This window comes from Pseudoalteromonas sp. MEBiC 03607, assembly GCF_004792295.1.
Classification (GTDB): domain Bacteria; phylum Pseudomonadota; class Gammaproteobacteria; order Enterobacterales; family Alteromonadaceae; genus Pseudoalteromonas; species Pseudoalteromonas lipolytica_C.
Genome location: NZ_SRRY01000001.1, coordinates 1,507,410 through 1,525,936, shown reverse-complemented (window position 1 = coordinate 1,525,936; position 18,527 = coordinate 1,507,410). Strand labels below are relative to the sequence as shown.

The window sequence follows — 18,527 nt, the reverse complement described above, 5'->3', positions numbered from 1 at the left end:
GGTTGCCCTTATCGTTTATGTCGCCAATGATCTTTGTGTTGCTCTCGTTTATTAAACGGCATTGCAAACGGAGCAAACTCTTTCATTACTCGACGATATACATCGCGCTTAAACGAAACAACTTGCCTAACCGGATACCAATAACTCACCCATCGCCAATCATCAAACTCGGGGTGATGAGTTTTAAGTAAATCTACATCTTCATCTTTACAACGAAGTTTCAGTAAAAACCATTTTTGTTTTTGCCCAATACACACAGGACTTGAGTCTCTGCGAATTAAACGTTTGGGTAATTTATAGCGTAACCAATGTTTAGAACTTGCGACGATCTCAACGTCTTCAGGAAGCAAGCCCACTTCTTCGTGTAATTCTCTGTACATGGTTTGCTCTGCTGTTTCGCCGTCATCAACACCACCTTGGGGAAATTGCCAAGAGTGCTGACCATAGCGACGAGCCCAAAATACTTGTCCCTGATTATTGCAAATTACAATTCCGACATTGGCACGAAAACCTTCGGCATCAATCACCTTAGTGCCTCATTTGTAAGTCGATTTTTATTGATTGTTCCACATAACCTGCGATACAGCAAACACTTTACACCTAAGCCTAAATTAGATTGAAAAATTATTTTTTAACAAACATGTTTAATCAAGGTGTTACGAAGTAATTATTATAAAAATGTGCTGTTTGATTAAAATAACTATTTACAACCGTATTTTTATCACCTTACCCACAGCTTGTGCATAACTTTTATAAATCATGCCTAAATTGCAAACAAATCCACAATCCACAGTTGAAATATCCACTTTCTCCACAGAAACTGTGGATAAACATGTTTATATATCTGTATTTATACAAACAACTGTTTAATTAATGAAATAGAAACAACATAAAAAAACAGTAAAACAATTAAATATCAGTTAGTTAGACTAAAACATCGAAAAGTAAAACTGATTATTTTTAGCCCACCCTTAACGTGCGCAAAAAACACCCAAACACAAAGATATCCACTAAGGCACGCATTTGCTATCATGAACCGGATAAATAGACAATCAAATAAACGCCTTATGCGACCAATAAAACCCGCTTCTATAAACGAATTAATGCAACGTGTTGATGCTATTGCTGGCCTCACCCTAGGGCAGCTAGCCGAGCAATATCAGTTCAAAACCCCTGACGATTTACTTCGTGAAAAAGGCTGGACCGGGCAACTTATCGAATATGTGCTTGGCGCAACAGCGGGTTCAAAACCAACACCTGATTTTGAAGAGTTAGGAATTGAATTAAAAACACTGCCTATTTCGTTTAAAGGGAAACCTCTCGAAACAACCTTTGTTTCGGTAACGCCGCTATTAAATGTTACAGGAATGACTTGGCAGCAAAGCACGGTTCGTAAAAAGTTGAATCATGTTTTATGGCTACCGATTTTAGGCGAACGTGAGATACTGCCTTTTCACCGTACCATAGGCAGTGGCTTTTTATGGCAGCCAAGTGCAGAGCAAGATGCCCTTTTACAGCGTGATTGGGAAGAACAAATGGAGCTAATTGCCCTTGGTCGCGTAGATGAAATTTCGGGTCATTTAGGTGATGTAATGCAAATAAGGCCAAAAGCTGCCAATAGCAAAGTGCTGACTGATGCAATTGGCCCGAATGGCCAGATAGTACAAACTTTACCTCGCGGCTTTTATCTAAAAACCAGCTTCACTGGCGAGATCCTAAAACAACAATTTCAGCTATAAAAAAACCTCCCGAAGGAGGTTTTTTAAAGTCTTGATGAGCTAAGCCAGATTACTGACCTTTAACCTCTTTAAGACCGTTGTAAGGTGCTTTTTCACCTAATACTTCTTCAATGCGAAGTAGTTGGTTGTACTTAGCAATACGGTCAGAACGGCTTAATGAACCCGTTTTGATTTGACCAGCTGCAGTACCTACTGCTAAATCAGCAATTGTCGCATCTTCAGTTTCACCTGAACGGTGTGAGATAACAGCAGTGAAGCCAGCGTCTTTAGCCATTTTGATAGCAGCAAGCGTTTCAGTTAATGAACCGATTTGGTTGAATTTGATTAGGATTGAGTTAGCAATACCGTTATCAATACCACGCTTTAAGATCTTCGTGTTAGTTACGAACAGATCATCACCTACTAATTGTACTTTGTCGCCAATTAGTTGTGTTTGGTGTGCGAAACCATCCCAATCCGACTCATCTAAGCCGTCTTCAATTGAAACAATTGGGTATTGCTCAGTAAGGCCTTTAAGGAAGTGGTTGAATTCTTCAGAAGTGAATTTTTTACCTTCGCCTTTAAGGTCGTAGATATTAGCTTCTTTGTCGTAGAACTCAGATGCCGCACAGTCTAGAGCTAGAGTGATATCTTTACCAAGCTCATAACCTGCATTTGCAACAGCTACCTTGATTGCAGCAAGTGCCGCTTCGTTTGATTCAAGGTTAGGAGCAAAACCACCTTCATCACCTACTGATGTAGAGTGACCTTCAGCTTTAAGTACTTTTGCTAGGCTGTGGAAAACTTCAGCGCCCATACGTAATGCTTCACGGAAGTTTGTAGCACCAACTGGCTGGATCATGAACTCTTGAATATCAACAGAGTTATCAGCGTGCTCACCACCATTGATGATGTTCATCATAGGTAATGGCATTGAGTAAACACCTGGTGTGCCGTTTAGGTCTGCAATGTGCTCATAAAGCTCAACGCCTTTAGAGTTAGCAGCCGCTTTAGCCGTTGCTAAAGATACAGCTAAGATAGCGTTAGCACCTAGTTTTTCTTTGTTTTCTGTACCATCTAAGTCAAGCATTACTTGGTCAACCGCTTTTTGGTCAACTGCGTTTTGGCCTTTAAGCGCTTCAGCGATTTCGTTATTGATATAGCCTACTGCTTTTAAAACACCTTTACCTAGGTAACGTGCTTTATCACCATCACGTAATTCAAGCGCTTCGCGAGTACCTGTTGATGCACCAGATGGTGCTGCAGCACGGCCCCATGAACCATCAGCTAAATGTACATCAGCTTCAACAGTTGGGTTACCACGCGAGTCCATGATTTCGCGACCAATCACTTTTACGATTTCTGACATCTTGATTCCTCTTTTCCCGAAAATGGTGAGTTAGTGCCAATTTTATTAATTATCCTTAATGCCATTGGCTTATTAAAACAAATAAGCCGTGCATAAAGCACGGCCTATTTAAATTACGATGACGCTTTTTGGTGAGTATGTGCAGCTGCAACAAACCCTTCAAACAGCGGGTGACCATCACGTGGTGTTGACGTGAATTCCGGGTGGAATTGCGCGGCAATAAACCAAGGGTGATCTTTATTCTCAATAATTTCGACTAGTTTCTTATCTTCAGATAAACCAGTGAAACTTAAGCCTGCTTTTTCAAGCTGCTCTACGTAGTGATTATTCACTTCGTAACGGTGACGGTGACGCTCAACAATCTCGTCACTACCGTACACTTCGCTTACTTTAGAACCAGGTGTTAAATGACACTTTTGTGCACCTAAACGCATAGTACCACCTAGGTCAGATTGCTCATCACGGATTTCAACGTTACCGTCAGCATCTTGCCATTCAGTGATTAAACCAACAACTGGGTGTGCTGATTTAGCGTTAAACTCTGTTGAGTTTGCATCTTCAAGGCCTGCAACGTTACGCGCATATTCAATAAGCGCTACTTGCATACCTAAACAAATGCCTAAGTAAGGAACTTTATTTTCACGTGCATATTTAGCCGCTAAGATCTTACCTTCAACACCACGGCCGCCGAAGCCACCTGGAACTAAGATAGCATCAAGATGAGAGAGTAACTCAGTACCTTTGCTTTCTAAGTCTTGTGAATCAACGTATTCGATGTTCACAGTTAAACGGTTTTTCAAACCTGCATGCTTTAATGCTTCGTTTACTGATTTATATGCATCTGGTAGCTCGATGTACTTACCAACCATACCAATTGTCACTTCACCTGTTGGGTTAGACTCTTGATATAACACTTGCTCCCACTCAGATAAATCTGCTTCTGGGCACTCAAGATAGAAACGACGACATACGAAGTTATCTAATTCTTGTGACTTAAGTAACGCAGGGATCTTATAGATGCTTTCTACGTCTGGTAATGAAATAACAGCTTTTTCTTCAACGTTAGTGAAAAGTGCAATCTTCGCGCGCTCGTTATTTGGTAATTTACGATCAGAACGACAGATTAAGATATCTGGTTGGATACCAATCGAACGTAATTCTTTTACAGAATGTTGTGTTGGCTTAGTTTTAACTTCACCTGCAGGGCCTAAGAATGGCACTAGCGTAAGGTGGATAAACAATGCGCGCTCACGGCCAATTTCAGTGCCAAGCTGACGAATTGCTTCTAAGAAAGGTTGTGACTCGATGTCACCAACTGTACCGCCAATTTCAACGATTGCTACATCGCGACCTTCAGCACCGTCGTATACACGTTGCTTAATGTCGTTTGTGATGTGTGGAATAACCTGAATTGTTGCACCAAGGTACTCACCACGACGCTCACGTCGTAATACATCTTCATAAACACGACCTTGTGTGAAGTTGTTGCGGCTAGTCATCTTGGTACGGATGAAACGCTCATAGTGACCTAAGTCAAGGTCAGTCTCTGCACCGTCTTCAGTTACAAATACTTCACCGTGCTGAATTGGGCTCATAGTGCCTGGGTCAACGTTAATGTAAGGATCCAGCTTTAAAATAGTCACGTTAAGACCACGTGCTTCTAAAATAGCGGCTAATGACGCTGCTGCAATACCCTTACCCAACGAAGAAACAACCCCGCCAGTTACGAAGATAAATTTTGTACTCATGCGAACCCTAGAATATCAGGAATTAAAAGGAATAATATAGAATCAAGACGGGGCGATATTATAGCAAAGGGGCTGCTATCAATCCAGATAAAATTAGCAAATAAGTGCACAAAAAACGAGCTTGGTTACACTGTACCCAAGCTGTATCATGAGTGACTTAGTTTGCTTGCTTTTTAATGGCTTCCCATGCGTTGTCCATTTCTTCAAGGCTAGCCGTTTCTAAACTCTGGCCACGTTCACCTAAGTAAGCAGCCACTTTTTCAAAGCGTGACGCGAACTTAGCATTGGCACTTCGTAATAATTGCTCTGGATCGCGCTTAATATGACGGGCAACATTCACTGTTGCAAACAGTAAATCGCCAAGCTCTTCTGCACTGTGCTCTGAATAAGGGTCGTGAGCCAGCGCTTCTTTTACTTCGTCTACTTCTTCAGCAACTTTATCGAGCGCACCATGATAACTTGGCCAATCAAACCCTAAGCTTGCTACACGCTGTTGAATCTTCTTCGCTTTTGATAACCCCGGCATAGCATCAGGAATGTCTTGCCACAGGCTCATTTGTGGTGAAGCTGCTTTTTCTGCTCGCTCTTGTGCTTTAATAGCCTGCCACTGCTCAGAAAGCTCAGCGTCAGTCAGCTCACTTTGTTCTGCAAAGACATGGGGATGACGACGAACTAATTTATCATTAAGCGTATTAGCCACATCGGCAAAATCAAATAATCCCTGCTCTTTGGCAAGTTGAGCATAAAAGATGACTTGAAACAGTAAATCGCCAAGTTCACTTTTAAGCTCAGTAAGCTCACCTTTTTCAATGCAATCTGCTACTTCGTATGCCTCTTCAAGGGTATGCGGCACAATCGATTTAAAATCTTGTTTTAAATCCCACGGGCACCCAGATTCTGGGTCCCGTAGTTTGGCCATAATCGCTAGCGACTGCTCAATGGCATGTTTATCACTCATTACGAATGACCACGCTTTGCTTCATGGACACCTTCAATTTGGTGTAACTTCGACAATAAGCGGTTGGTGCTTGATAAGTCATGAACTTCAACCTGCATTGAAAACAGTGCAAGTTGCTTATCTTCAACCGTGTTAACGTTCATGTTCAGCACATTTACTTTTTCGTTTGCAAGTACTGAGCTGATATCTCGAATTAGCCCAGAACGATCGGTGGCTTCAACTTTAATGGTTAATGAGTACGAGCCGTTTACATCGTCTGACCAGCTTACTGATATCACTCGCTCTGGGTGTTTATCACGTAGTTTTTCGAACGAATCACAATCTTCACGGTGAACCGCAATCCCTCGGCCTTGGGTGATATAACCAATAATTTCATCGCCTGGCACAGGTCGGCAGCATTTTGCTACGTGGCTCATTAAACTACCTACCCCATCAACAACGATACCGTTTTTATCGCCGGTGACACTTTTCGGCTTTTTAAACTTAATTTGTGGCTCGTCATCATCACGGTCACTAATAAAGTTTAATAACTGATTTAAACGAACATCCCCAGCACCAACAGCCACCATTAAATCTTCAAGGCCACGCAAATTAAAGCGCTCAATTGCTGGCGCCAGATCTTTAGTTGTTAGGTCTAACTTTTGTAGCTCAGTCTCTAGAATTTCTTTACCCGCGCTTAAATTTTTATCTCGGTCTAGTTGCTTAAACCAATGATGTATTTTAGAGCGTGCACGCGACGACTTGATATAACCTAGTGATGGGTTTAACCAATCACGACTTGGGTTGGCCTGCTTTTGAGTTAAAATTTCAACCTGATCCCCGGTACTTAACTGGTAAGTGAAAGGCACAATTTTGCCAAACACTTTTGCACCAATACAGCGGTGACCTACATTTGAGTGAATGTAATAGGCAAAATCAAGCGGTGTCGCACCCAGTGGTAAATCATAAATATCGCCTTTTGGTGTGAACACATAAACGCGGTCTTCTACTACTTGGTTTTTAAGCTCTTCGGCTAAGTCACTGCCATCAACAACTTCTTCTTGCCATTGCAGTAGTTTGCGCAACCAGCTAATTTTTTGTTCATAGCCCGAACCTCGCCCTGGTAACGCTCCCTCTTTATACATCCAGTGCGCAGCTACACCTAACTCTGCATCTTGATGCATTTCGCTAGTACGAATTTGAATTTCGACGGTTTTACCTTCAGGGCCAAAAACCACGGTATGAATTGACTGATAGCCGTTTTGCTTCGGTGTTGCGATGTAATCATCAAATTCTTTATTCAAATGACGCCAGTTGGTATGCACAATACCTAATGCGGCATAACAATCTTGCAAGCGTTCCACCACAATGCGCATAGCACGAATATCAAAAAGCTGATCAAACTCGTAGTTTTTCTGCGCCATTTTTTTATAAATGCTGTAGATATGCTTAGGACGGCCATAGACTTCACCTTCAATGCCTGCTTCAGCTAGTTTTGACTTTACTAAAGCAACCATATTTTCCATGTAAGCTTCACGAGCAAGGCGCTTATCATCAAGCTGTTTTGCAATGTTTTTATAGGTATCTGGGTGCAAATAACGGAACGATAAGTCTTCAAGCTCCCACTTAAGTTGACCAATCCCTAAACGATTAGCCAGCGGAGCAAAAATATCACGTGTTTCTTTGGCGGCAATAACGCGCTCTTCTTCACTTGCGTCTTTAACATCACGCAAGTGACATACTTGTTCTGCGAGTTTAATCACCACGGCGCGCACATCTTCAACCATGGCTAATAGCATACGGCGGATATTATCGATTTGTACTGTACCTTTACCTTGATGGGCTAAGGTACTAATAGTGGCCATTTGGCTGACGCCGGTTAGTAATAACGCAACGTGATTACCTAACTTTTCGGTGACTGTCTCAATTGAGATTTTTTCGGCTAAAAAGTAAGGGGTCAAAAATGCGGTTGCCAGCGAATCAGCGTCTAAGTTCAGCTCGGCTAAAATTTCCACCATTTCGATTGCGGTATTTTCACGTTTTGCATCGTCACAATGCTGGCACAAATCATGAGCCTGCTTTAATAGGATTTGTTTATCTTCTGTTAGCGCTAACAGCTCGATACGGCTGGCAAAATCACTCGGCTTTGTAAGCTGATGTGACTGTCTAGTGGCTACCATAGTGCGCTTTACCTCCTGTGAAATAACGCCATCGTTTCAATATGCCCGGTATGCGGGAACATATTCATTAGCCCTATTTTCTTAATGCTAAAGCCTGCTTGTAAAATAATCGCACTGTCACGGGCTAAAGTAACAGGATCACAAGAGACGTATAAAATCGTTTTAAACTGGGTTAGTGGTAACTGCTCTAAAATGGCCATCGCCCCAGTGCGTGACGGGTCAAGGACTAACACATCAAAATCATCACTAAACCAAGCTGCTGATTTCATTGGCTGTGTTAAATCAAAACAGTAAAAATCGGTATTCGACAAAGAGTTAGTTTGCGCATTTTGTTTGGCTAATGCAACCGCAGAATCAACACCTTCAACACCAATAACATATTTAGCATACTTTGCCATTAATAATGAAAAGTTACCAATACCACAAAACAAATCCAATACCTGCTCATGACCTTGTAAATCAAGCCACTGTTTTGCTTGATGCAGCATAGCTTGGTTCACTTGCGGGTTAACTTGAATAAAGTTCTCAAGGCCAAACTCAAAACGTAAATCATAAGCTGGTATCTGGTAGTACGGCATTGGATGGTCACTGTGATCAATTTCACCACTTTGTGATTGCCACACAACACGCCAGCTATATTCATCACACGCCGCTACAACAATGGCTTTTAACTCTGCATTAATAGCTTTGGTATGCCTAATAACCACAAAGGACGCATTATCAGCTTCACATAATTGTAAGTGACTAATACTGCTCAGACCTGAATGGCTGTTGATAAGAACATCAAAAACTGAAAAAACGTCTTTAAAAGTGCCGCTTAGCACATCACAGTTTTCAATACTCACCAATTGCTTAGAACCCTGAGCTCGATACCCTACTCGCATTTTTTTGGCGGCTTTGTCATGCATTACAGCAATACGCGCAGAGCGACGATAATGGTGCTCTTCACTAAGCAGAGGTGCTTGCCAATTTAAGTCATCAGCTTTGGCAAACTTGTTAAACAGCTGGCTAACCGCAGCTTGCTTCTCAACCAATTGTTGCTCTGCATTAAGGTGTTGTAACTGACAACCACCGCATACCTGATAATGTTGGCAAAAAGGAGTAACCCTATGCTCTGAGGCTGATAGCACTTTTTTACAATCAGCACTGGCAAAACGTGCCTTATCTTCTATCAACAGTGCTTTTACTTCTTCGCCCGGCAAAGCACCATTAACAAAACAAACTTTACTCCCTTGTTTAGCTACGCCTCGACCTTGATGATCCATAGCGGTGACAGACAGGGTTAGCATTTTTTGTGAAACGGATTTCTTTTTGGCTTTGAAAATCTGTGCCATTGGGCAACACCTTAATTATTGATAAAGCGGAAGTAAGTATATACTCTTAAACAACGATAATAATGATAACAACATTCTTTATGACTAAATTTGGCTTACGTGACTCAGTCTTAACTCTCACTTTAATACCGACTGTGATCATAGGCTTGTTGCTGGGCGGTTATTTTACAATAAATCGTTACATTGAGCTCGATGAAATTTTATATCAACAAGGTGTGACAATAATTGAGCCGCTGGCTATAGCGGTTGAACAACCCTTGCTCAAACGTGATAAACCGCTATTAACACGCCTAGTTAGTCATACCCATAACAAGCACTCCCCTGCTATTCAATCAATTGCTATTTTTGATGAGAACAATGAGCTTGTCATTTTTAGTAAATATCAAAGTGAGTTCAAAGAGTTTATAACCGATAACTCAGCGTCACTAGACGGTATTATTGTCAAAAATTCAGAGCACTACTTAACGTTTAAAACTGCCATTGTTAATCATAGTCGCCAAGATTCGATTTGGAACCACCATAGTTATCAAGCTTCATTGGGGACTGTGGTTATCATGCTCAACAAACAACAGGCTATCATTGGTCAGCAACGCGCACTGCTCATAAGTGGCATTGTCATTATTTTAGCGTTAGTGCTGGCGACTATTTTGGCATTTAGACTTACCCGTATGTTTGTTCAACCACTTAATAAGTTAGTACTTGCTACCGACAGATTAATAGAAGGTAAAGTAGATACCGGTCTTGATAAAAAAATGTTTGGAGAGTTTGAGTTACTCAGAGAAGGCCTTAATACGATTTCGCAAACCATGGTCATGCAACGTGACGAAATGCAAAAACACATTGACCAAGCAACCTCTGATTACCGCGAAACACTCGAACAGTACGAAACCCAAAATATCCAGTTAAGTATCGCCAAAAAAGACGCGCAAGATGCTAACCGAGTAAAATCAGACTTCTTAGCCAAGATGAGTCATGAATTACGTACGCCTTTAAATGGTGTAATTGGTTTTACACGCCAGCTTTATAAAACCCCGCTAAATAAGCATCAAAAAGATTATCTTGATACCATTGAGCTGTCGGCTAACAGTTTATTGACCATTATTAGTGATATTTTGGACTTTTCTAAATTAGAAGCCGGTGCCATGGAGCTAGAATCAATGCAATTCCAGCTGCGTGACAATATCAATGAAGTTTTAACTTTATTGGCACCGAGCGCTCATGAAAAGCAACTTGAGCTATCAATTTTTATTCATCCACAAGTGCCTGATAACCTGACCGGTGACCCGACTCGCTTTAAACAAATCTTAATTAACCTGTTGAGTAACGCGATTAAATTCACTGAAAAAGGGTCGATTAAAGTGGATGTTGGCTACCGCTTGCTCGATGAAGAGCGCGCCTCAATTTTGGTCTCAGTGACTGATACAGGTGTAGGTATTCCTATGGATAAACAAGATGCGTTATTCACACCATTTGGCCAAGCAGACTCAAGTATTACCCGAAAATTTGGTGGTACTGGGCTTGGTTTAATCATCACTAAACATATTGTTGAAGCGATGAACGGTCGCATAACGCTTAACTCAGCTCCTGGCAATGGCACCTGCTTTACATTCAATGCGGTATTTAGAACGCCAAGTAATATAATTACCAGCGACTTACCTACTCAATCCTTAATAAATAAACGCGTGCTTTATTTAGAGCCACATGAGCACTCTCATCAAGCAACATTGTCGTTATTGAATGAATGGCAAATGCGAGTGACTGCGTGCACAGATGAAGAAAGTTTCTTAAACGAGATCAATAAAGATTTCAGCTATGACATCTGTATTATTGGCCATACTGCCACAATAGATGATATGCAGCAGCTGAAAAGCTACGTGAAAGCAGTTCGCCCTGCGACTGATTATTTATATATTATGCTCAATACTGTGTCACATAATATGCGTGAGGCATTTATTGGTAGTGGTGCTGATGCATGCCTTAGCAAGCCGCTTAACCACCGTAAACTGTGTGAAATATTGGCTGCACCTTATCGCCTTGATCACCCAGTACATAATATTGAACAGGGTGACGAAAAGCTTTTACCACTTAAAGTGTTGGTCGTTGATGACAATGACGCTAACTTAAAGCTTATTTGTACCCTTCTGGAAGAACAAATTGAGTTAATTGATACCGCCCATAATGGTTCTCAAGCCTATAGCTTAAGCAAAAGCCATAAATACGATTTAATATTTATGGATATTCAAATGCCAATCATGGATGGTATTACCGCTTGTAAGCTTATTCGCGAATCATCACTCAATGAAGATACACCTATCATTGCAGTTACAGCGCACGCTTTGGCGGGTGAAAAAGAGCAACTGCTTAAAGATGGCTTTAAAGGTTACTTAACCAAGCCTATCGATGAAGATATGCTAAAACAAATCATCAGCGATCATAGCCCGCAATCACCTATTAATCGTGAGCGAAGTAAAGCAGCTGCCGTTCATTCGGAGCCACCATTTGAAAGCGCTCGTCTTGATTGGCAATTAGCACTACAACGCGCAGGCGGTAAAGAAGAACTAGCACTTGAAATGCTTAACATGCTATTACTGAGCGTGCCGGAGACCTTGCGCCTGCTCAATGAAGCTATAGAAAAAGAAGATTGCGAACATGTACTTAGCATAGTACACAAGTTCCATGGCGCATGTTGTTATACCGGCGTACCAAAACTAAAATCACTTGCCGAAACTCTCGAAACAGCATTAAAAGGCGATTGCGATTTAAATTACATTGAGCCTGAACTGTTTGAGTTAATTGATGAGCTTAATAATTTGTTAAGCGATGCAGGTATGGAAGAGCAATAAAAGTTAGAAAGAATCTCAAGGAAGATAAATGTTTTTTATTTCATTTTTTGTTTTTGTATCGCTATCGTTCGTATGGTGCATAGTTTGTCATAAAAGGCTTAGTGGGATGGCAAACGATTACGTAAAGAACAATTACGCAGAACAATGGCAAGAATACGAGAGTAAAGCCCAATTAATGAAGGCAAAACCTAACTCGATGGTTTTTCATTCAATTAAAAAAGGTGAATTGTCGGCCGTAGATGATGATGTTTTAAAAAGCTTTAAGAAAAAACATCAATATTTAGTGGCCCTACTCTGTCTTTCGCCTTGGCTTTCTTCATTACTTGCACAATTTATTGTTTATCTGAGTAAATAAAAACGCGGTGGATATCACATCCACCGCGCTCAGTATTCAAACTTGCCAGCGCCTATAAAAGGGCGGCAGTTCAAAGCTTATACCAATTCGCTTAATTGAGTAGCCTATTTTGAGGCAATAAAACCTCGTAGATAGCGACAGGTTTAATCCCTCAAAATGATTAATATTATTGCGGATTAGTATTAAAGCCTTGCTTCAATCATTAGGCGTTTCATATCGCTAACGGCTTTTTCTAAACCATCAATCGCTGCACGGGCAATTATTGCATGACCAATGTTTAACTCATAAATTTCTGGCATTGCCGCAATTGGTTTTACATTGTGATAATGAAGACCATGGCCGGCATTAACGATTAAACCTAGGCTATCAGCATATTGTACGCCGCTACGAATACGTTCAAGCTCCGTGTGAAGCTCTTCGTCATTCTCAGCATCGGCATAAGCACCTGTGTGAATTTCAACGTAAGGAGCATTACACGCTTTTGCAGCGTCAAGCTGCGCGTTGTCGGCATCAATAAATAACGAAACCTTAATTCCTGCTGCTGTCAGCTTTTCTGTTGCAGCTTTTACTTTTTCAAAGTTACCTACAACATCAAGGCCACCTTCTGTGGTGAGTTCTTCACGTTTTTCAGGCACTAAACACACATAAGCAGGTTTCACTTCAAGGGCGATGTCGATCATTTCATCAGTGACTGCAATCTCAAGATTCATACGTGTTTGAATCGTTTTTGCCATCACATATACGTCACGATCTTGAATATGACGACGGTCTTCACGCAAATGAATGGTGATACCATCTGCACCAGCATGCTCTGCAACAGCAGCGGCATGCGCAGGATCTGGGTAACTCGTGCCACGCGCTTGGCGTAAAGTGGCAATGTGATCAACGTTTACACCAAGAAGAATATCTTTCATTTTTTTACCTGTTTAAAACAACGATTCAAGGCTGAGTATCAGCCTATTTAATAAATAACTCACGGCTTTTTAATGGCTTTTTACCAAGTAAAGGCTTGAGTAGGTATCGACTTAATTGCTTAGCCATATATAACACATCAGGGGCGCTAAAGTCATGAGCCGCTATGGCATTTAATTGCTTTCCTGAAAAGCCACTATGGGGGTCGTCATGCAACAAAAAACCGTATTCAGCAAAGTACTGATAATTTGCTGCATCGTTTATTTCATCCCCTTGCGCATCAACGCTAAAATCAACACCGTAACCTAGCATCTCTAGCAGTTGAAACTCATATGAGCGCAGCACCGCTTGCAGGCTTTTAGTGGTCGATAACTCGTGTAAATGCTGTTTATAGAGATGATAAACACTTTCCATCGGCTCGTTGATTGGTACGATACGATTGGTTAATTCGTTCAAATAAAAACCACAATATAACTGGGTGCCAGTTAACATACTTTGCCCGCCATGGGGCTCAAAACGAGTGATGTATTTTAAATCAGACTTACCGCTGTATTGTACAAGCAGAGATTGGAAAGGTTGCAGTTGAGCTTTATGTTTAGTGGCCTGGCGACCACTAATACGAGCCAACATTCTCAGTTGACCAACGCCTTCTACCAGCATATCAAGCATAACTTGCGAGTCACTAAAAGGACGTCGATGCAGCAAGTATGCTGTGTAGAATTCGCTATCCATGGCGTGTAAGCTTTACTTAGTCTTCACCATAGCCAAGGCTACGTAGCGCACGTTCATCGTCAGCCCAACCAGATTTGACTTTTACCCAAAGTTCTAAAAACACTTTGTTATCAAGCATTTCTTCAAGGTCTTTACGCGCTTCACGACCGATAACTTTTAGCTTTTCGCCCTTGTTACCGATCACCATACGTTTTTGTGTTTCGCGCTCAACCAAGATAAGGCCATTGATTTGCCAAACACCATTATCGAGCCATTTAAACTGTTCTATTTCTACCGTGACAGAATAAGGTAACTCATCACCCATAAAACGCATCAGCTTTTCACGGATAACTTCTGCCGACATGAATCGCATAGAGCGATCTGTCACGTAGTCCTCAGGGAAATAAAACTCGCAAAGAGGAAGACGCTTAGTTACTTCAGCTTTGATTAGTTCAATATTTTTACCCTGCTTAGCAGAAACAGGAATAATACCAACAAAATCAAACTTTTCGCCCAAGAACTGCATGTGTGGCAGCACAAGATCGCGATCTTTTACTTGGTCGATTTTATTCATTACCAATAACACCGGACGACCACTTTGGCGCACTTTGTTAAGTACCATCTCATCGTCTTCGTTCCAGTGTGTTCCTTCAACCACAAAAATGATCAGTTCTACATCACCAATTGAACTTGATGCTGCTCTGTTCATTAAACGGTTAATGGCACGCTTTTCTTCTACGTGTAAACCCGGAGTATCGACGTACACAGCTTGGTATTTACCTTCGGTATGAATACCCATAATACGGTGACGTGTAGTTTGCGGTTTACGCGAAGTAATCGACACCTTTTGCTCAACAATGTAGTTAAGTAAGGTTGATTTGCCCACATTTGGACGGCCTACAATGGCAATCATCCCGCAGTGTGTATCTAACTCTGCAGGTGATTTAGAGATTAAATCATCAAGATTCATTTTTAAGTATCTTTAAGGCTTTTTCAGCGGCTTTTTGCTCTGCTTTACGACGCGAGCTACCCACTGAGATAATGCTATCCATCCCTTCAACAATACATTCAACCGTGAATGTTTGATTGTGCGCTTGGCCCTTTGTATCAATAACAGTGTAGCCTGGTAACGATAGTTTGCGCGCTTGTAAGTATTCTTGAAGTAATGTTTTCGGGTCTTTTTGGTTCAAACCTGGCGAAATTGCATCAAGGCGAGACTCATACCAGCTTAAAATAAGCTCTCCACATTGTTCAATGTTTGAGTCTAAGAACACCGCGCCAATAATCGCTTCAACAGCATCGGCAAGGGTTGATTCGCGGCGAAAACCGCCACTTTTCAATTCACCTGGGCCTAAGCGTAAGTAATCGCCCAAGCCAAATTCTAGGCCAAATTCAGCCAAGGTTTGTCCACGCACTAAGGTAGAGCGCATACGGCTTAAATCACCTTCACGTGCTTTTGGAAATTTATTATAAAGCGCATTAGCAATCACAAAACTCAAAATTGAATCGCCCAAAAACTCTAAGCGTTCATTATGTTGACCTTTATGACTGCGATGCGTCATTGCCTGCTCAAGCAACGCTTGATCAGTAAATGTATAACCTATTTTATTGTATAACTCTGTTACGTTTTTTTTCATCGTTACTGAATATTACCTAGGCGTTCAAAACGAACACCAGTTGGAACCCAGCTTGGTAAAAAGTCATCTGGGCCATTTTCAAATTCAAAACTCATCCATATAAAGACGGCTTTACCAACCAAGTTTTCTTTTGGTACAAAGCCCCAAAAGCGACTGTCTTGGCTATTATCACGGTTATCACCCATCATAAAATAATGATCGGCAGGAACCACCCACTCATCTGAGCGAGTACCCGGCTGCTGATAATAGCGGCCTTTCATTTCAGGCGCTTGCGGGTTAATCAAGATATTATGATTGACTGTGCTTAGACCTTCTTCTAAACGCACCAAATTCATTGAACCTTGTTTGAACTCATCGCTATTGAGGATTTCCATATCAATTTTATTGTATTCATTACACAGCAACTCACCCTGTTGCGTAGCACCTTCTTCACATTTTGGCTGAATATAAAGGTGCTTGTTGCGATAAACAATCTTATCGCCAGGTAGACCTATTGCTCGTTTAATGTAATCAACACGCTCATCAAGTGGGTATTTAAATACAACAATATCACCACGCTCAGGCTCGTTTACATCAACTAGCTGACTGCGCCAAACTGGGTCTTTAATGCCATATGAGTACTTTTGAACAAGAATAAAGTCACCCACAAGTAAAGTTGGCATCATCGAACCAGATGGAATTTGAAACGGTTCAAAAATAAATGAGCGGAAGATGGTGATTGCCGCAATCATCGGAAAAATTGATTTAGCCGTTTCAGTAATACTTGGCTCAGGCGCAATTAATGCAGCGGTTTCTTCATCTAAATCACCACCTGCGGCATTTTGAGCAAGGGCAATTCGCTGTTGACGCTTCGGCGCAAACATAAAGTGGTCAATTAACCAAATTAAACCTGAGCCAAGTGTTAACAACACTAAGAAAATTGAAAAATAACCCGCCATGCATTAATTCCTATATCTACTTCTTATTATTTACCAACTTTAAGGATAGCTAAGAATGCATCTTGAGGAACTTCAACGTTACCTAATTGCTTCATTCGCTTTTTACCTTCTTTTTGCTTCTGTAGTAGCTTTTTCTTACGGCTCACGTCACCACCGTAACATTTTGCGATTACGTTTTTGCGTAATTGCTTAACTGTTGTACGTGCTATCACATGCTGACCAATCGCTGCTTGAATCGCAATATCAAACTGCTGACGTGGGATCAGATCTTTTAGCGCTTCCGCTAACTGGCGACCACGTGACTGCGCAATATCACGGTGCACAATAATAGCAAGTGCATCAACACGCTCACCATTAATTAGTACATCAACACGCACCATGTCTGAAGCTTGGAAATGCTTAAAGTTATAATCAAGTGATGCAAAACCACGACTTGTTGATTTTAACTTATCAAAGAAGTCCATTACTACTTCAGCCATCGGTAATTCGTACGTCACCGCAACTTGCTTACCATGGTAGCTCATTTTAGTTTGCATACCACGCTTTTCAACACAAAGTGTAATTACGTTACCCAAAAACTCTTGCGGAACTAAGATGTTAGCTTCAACAATTGGCTCACGGATTTCAATAATATTGTTTACCGGTGGTAGGTCAGACGGGTTATCTATTTGTTTAGTTCCGTCTTTTGTTTCTACTTCGTAGATTACTGTTGGCGCAGTAGTAATAAGATCAATGTCGTACTCTCGCTCAAGACGTTCTTGAATGATTTCCATGTGTAGCATACCCAAGAAACCACAACGGAAACCAAAACCAAGTGCAGTTGAGTTTTCTGGTTCGAAGAATAACGACGCATCGTTCAAGCTTAGTTTATCAAGCGCATCACGGAATGATTCATAATCATCTGATGAGATTGGGAACATACCAGCATAAACCTGCGGTTTAATGCGTTGGAAGCCTGGTAAACGCTCAGGGGCAGAATTACGTTGAAGCGTAATAGTATCACCAACTGGTGCACCGTGGATTTCTTTAATACCCGCAATAACAAAACCTACTTCACCGGTTTTTAAGATACCCGTGTTGGTTTGTTTTGGAGTGAAAATACCCACTTTATCTGCGATATGAACTTGCTCATTCGACATGATCTTAATTTTATCGCCAGAGCGTAATTCACCGTGTTTGATACGTACCAATGATACAACGCCTTGATATGGGTCAAACCATGAGTCAATGATTAGCGCTTGTAGTGGCTTATCTTTGTCGCCTACCGGTGGCGGAATATCTTTAACAATAACTTCTAATACTTCTTCAATACCAATACCTGTTTTAGCACTACATTGCACTGCATCTAGAGCATCGATACCGATAATATCTTCAATTTCTTCAGCTACACGAAGAGGGTCGGCTTGCGGTAAGTCGATTTTATTTAGAACTGGAATAACTTCTAAGTCCATTTCGATTGCTGTGTAGCAGTTTGCTAATGTTTGTGCTTCAACACCTTGGCCCGCATCTACAACCAATAATGCACCTTCACAGGCTGCAAGTGAACGCGATACTTCGTATGTAAAGTCAACGTGTCCTGGAGTATCGATGAAGTTTAACTGGTATGTTTCGCCGTCTTTAGCTTTATAATTTAGTGTTACACTTTGCGCTTTGATGGTAATACCACGCTCACGCTCAATGTCCATTGAGTCTAACACCTGCTGCTGCATTTCACGGTCTGTTAAACCACCACAAACTTGGATAAGACGGTCTGAGAGAGTCGATTTACCATGGTCAATATGGGCGATGATCGAAAAATTACGGATATGCTTCATAAACTGGATTCTAAACTTCTATATAAATGGA

15 protein-coding genes are annotated in these 18,527 nt (G+C 41.3%); 3 read left to right on the top strand and 12 right to left on the bottom strand.

Annotated features, from left to right (window positions below; genetic code table 11):
* Positions 1-8: 8 nt before the first annotated feature.
* The gene (gene rppH, locus E5N72_RS06955) at positions 9-527 is read right to left on the bottom strand and encodes an RNA pyrophosphohydrolase (protein ID WP_054562240.1); all 519 of its coding nucleotides are present in this window, start codon (positions 525-527) and stop codon (positions 9-11) included.
* A 540-nt stretch (positions 528-1,067) separates the two neighbouring features.
* Between rppH and mutH the strand changes: the two genes are divergently transcribed.
* Positions 1,068-1,739, top strand: a complete 672-nt coding sequence (gene mutH, locus E5N72_RS06950; RefSeq protein ID WP_135923798.1) for a DNA mismatch repair endonuclease MutH — start codon at positions 1,068-1,070, stop codon at positions 1,737-1,739.
* A 49-nt stretch (positions 1,740-1,788) separates the two neighbouring features.
* Here the strand turns inward: mutH and eno are convergent, their stop codons facing one another.
* The 5 genes from eno to rlmD form a co-directional block, all read right to left on the bottom strand.
* Positions 1,789-3,087, bottom strand: a complete 1,299-nt coding sequence (gene eno, locus E5N72_RS06945) for a phosphopyruvate hydratase (protein ID WP_062566760.1) — start codon at positions 3,085-3,087, stop codon at positions 1,789-1,791.
* Between the two features lie 113 nt (positions 3,088-3,200).
* Positions 3,201-4,835, bottom strand: coding sequence for a CTP synthase (locus E5N72_RS06940; protein ID WP_062566759.1), 1,635 nt, complete (start codon positions 4,833-4,835; stop codon positions 3,201-3,203).
* A gap of 157 nt (positions 4,836-4,992) precedes the next feature.
* Entirely contained in the window at positions 4,993-5,793 is an 801-nt protein-coding gene (gene mazG / locus E5N72_RS06935; RefSeq protein WP_135923797.1) for a nucleoside triphosphate pyrophosphohydrolase, read from the bottom strand.
* On the bottom strand, positions 5,793-7,952 hold the full coding sequence (relA, locus tag E5N72_RS06930; protein ID WP_135923796.1) for a GTP diphosphokinase: 2,160 nt from the start codon (positions 7,950-7,952) through the stop codon (positions 5,793-5,795). The genes mazG and relA overlap by 1 nt, the downstream gene beginning before the upstream one ends.
* Before the next feature lie 8 nt (positions 7,953-7,960).
* Positions 7,961-9,286 carry a 23S rRNA (uracil(1939)-C(5))-methyltransferase RlmD gene (gene rlmD / locus E5N72_RS06925; protein WP_135923795.1) on the bottom strand — a complete coding sequence of 442 codons (1,326 nt, stop codon included), beginning with the start codon at positions 9,284-9,286 and terminating at the stop codon, positions 7,961-7,963.
* An 80-nt stretch (positions 9,287-9,366) separates the two neighbouring features.
* Between rlmD and barA the strand changes: the two genes are divergently transcribed.
* Together barA and E5N72_RS06915 are read left to right on the top strand one after the other, a co-directional pair.
* Positions 9,367-12,129 carry a two-component sensor histidine kinase BarA gene (gene barA, locus E5N72_RS06920; RefSeq protein ID WP_135926248.1) on the top strand — a complete coding sequence of 921 codons (2,763 nt, stop codon included), beginning with the start codon at positions 9,367-9,369 and terminating at the stop codon, positions 12,127-12,129.
* Between the two features lie 106 nt (positions 12,130-12,235).
* Entirely contained in the window at positions 12,236-12,484 is a 249-nt protein-coding gene (locus E5N72_RS06915; RefSeq protein WP_135923794.1) for a hypothetical protein, read from the top strand.
* Between the two features lie 182 nt (positions 12,485-12,666).
* Here E5N72_RS06915 and pdxJ read toward each other — a convergent pair whose 3' ends face one another.
* The 6 genes from pdxJ to lepA are packed head-to-tail and all read right to left on the bottom strand — an operon-like array spanning position 12,667 to position 18,496.
* On the bottom strand, positions 12,667-13,398 hold the full coding sequence (gene pdxJ, locus E5N72_RS06910; RefSeq protein ID WP_054554340.1) for a pyridoxine 5'-phosphate synthase: 732 nt from the start codon (positions 13,396-13,398) through the stop codon (positions 12,667-12,669).
* Between the two features lie 43 nt (positions 13,399-13,441).
* Positions 13,442-14,128 (bottom strand): DNA repair protein RecO, encoded by a 687-nt coding sequence (gene recO / locus E5N72_RS06905; RefSeq protein WP_135923793.1) that lies wholly within the window; start codon positions 14,126-14,128, stop codon positions 13,442-13,444.
* A 16-nt stretch (positions 14,129-14,144) separates the two neighbouring features.
* Positions 14,145-15,077 carry a GTPase Era gene (era, locus tag E5N72_RS06900; protein WP_135923792.1) on the bottom strand — a complete coding sequence of 311 codons (933 nt, stop codon included), beginning with the start codon at positions 15,075-15,077 and terminating at the stop codon, positions 14,145-14,147.
* Positions 15,067-15,744 (bottom strand): ribonuclease III, encoded by a 678-nt coding sequence (rnc, locus tag E5N72_RS06895; protein WP_135923791.1) that lies wholly within the window; start codon positions 15,742-15,744, stop codon positions 15,067-15,069. The genes era and rnc overlap by 11 nt, the downstream gene beginning before the upstream one ends.
* Positions 15,745-15,746: 2 nt before the next feature.
* A complete protein-coding gene (gene lepB / locus E5N72_RS06890; RefSeq protein WP_135923790.1) occupies positions 15,747-16,682 on the bottom strand; it encodes a signal peptidase I in 936 nt (311 codons plus the stop codon).
* A gap of 26 nt (positions 16,683-16,708) precedes the next feature.
* Positions 16,709-18,496 carry a translation elongation factor 4 gene (lepA, locus tag E5N72_RS06885; RefSeq protein ID WP_135923789.1) on the bottom strand — a complete coding sequence of 596 codons (1,788 nt, stop codon included), beginning with the start codon at positions 18,494-18,496 and terminating at the stop codon, positions 16,709-16,711.
* Positions 18,497-18,527: the final 31 nt, after the last annotated feature.

What these genes read in the sequence shown, in the direction of transcription:
- mutH (WP_135923798.1), top strand. Translation starts at nt 1,068, where the DNA reads ATGCGACCAATAAAACCCGCTTCTATAAACGAATTAATGCAACGTGTT.
- eno (WP_062566760.1), bottom strand. Translation starts at nt 3,087, where the DNA reads ATGTCAGAAATCGTAAAAGTGATTGGTCGCGAAATCATGGACTCGCGT.
- E5N72_RS06940 (WP_062566759.1), bottom strand. Translation starts at nt 4,835, where the DNA reads ATGAGTACAAAATTTATCTTCGTAACTGGCGGGGTTGTTTCTTCGTTG.
- mazG (WP_135923797.1), bottom strand. Translation starts at nt 5,793, where the DNA reads ATGAGTGATAAACATGCCATTGAGCAGTCGCTAGCGATTATGGCCAAA.
- relA (WP_135923796.1), bottom strand. Translation starts at nt 7,952, where the DNA reads ATGGTAGCCACTAGACAGTCACATCAGCTTACAAAGCCGAGTGATTTT.
- rlmD (WP_135923795.1), bottom strand. Translation starts at nt 9,286, where the DNA reads ATGGCACAGATTTTCAAAGCCAAAAAGAAATCCGTTTCACAAAAAATG.
- barA (WP_135926248.1), top strand. Translation starts at nt 9,367, where the DNA reads ATGACTAAATTTGGCTTACGTGACTCAGTCTTAACTCTCACTTTAATA.
- E5N72_RS06915 (WP_135923794.1), top strand. Translation starts at nt 12,236, where the DNA reads ATGGCAAACGATTACGTAAAGAACAATTACGCAGAACAATGGCAAGAA.
- pdxJ (WP_054554340.1), bottom strand. Translation starts at nt 13,398, where the DNA reads ATGAAAGATATTCTTCTTGGTGTAAACGTTGATCACATTGCCACTTTA.
- recO (WP_135923793.1), bottom strand. Translation starts at nt 14,128, where the DNA reads ATGGATAGCGAATTCTACACAGCATACTTGCTGCATCGACGTCCTTTT.
- era (WP_135923792.1), bottom strand. Translation starts at nt 15,077, where the DNA reads ATGAATCTTGATGATTTAATCTCTAAATCACCTGCAGAGTTAGATACA.
- rnc (WP_135923791.1), bottom strand. Translation starts at nt 15,744, where the DNA reads ATGAAAAAAAACGTAACAGAGTTATACAATAAAATAGGTTATACATTT.
- lepB (WP_135923790.1), bottom strand. Translation starts at nt 16,682, where the DNA reads ATGGCGGGTTATTTTTCAATTTTCTTAGTGTTGTTAACACTTGGCTCA.
- lepA (WP_135923789.1), bottom strand. Translation starts at nt 18,496, where the DNA reads ATGAAGCATATCCGTAATTTTTCGATCATCGCCCATATTGACCATGGT.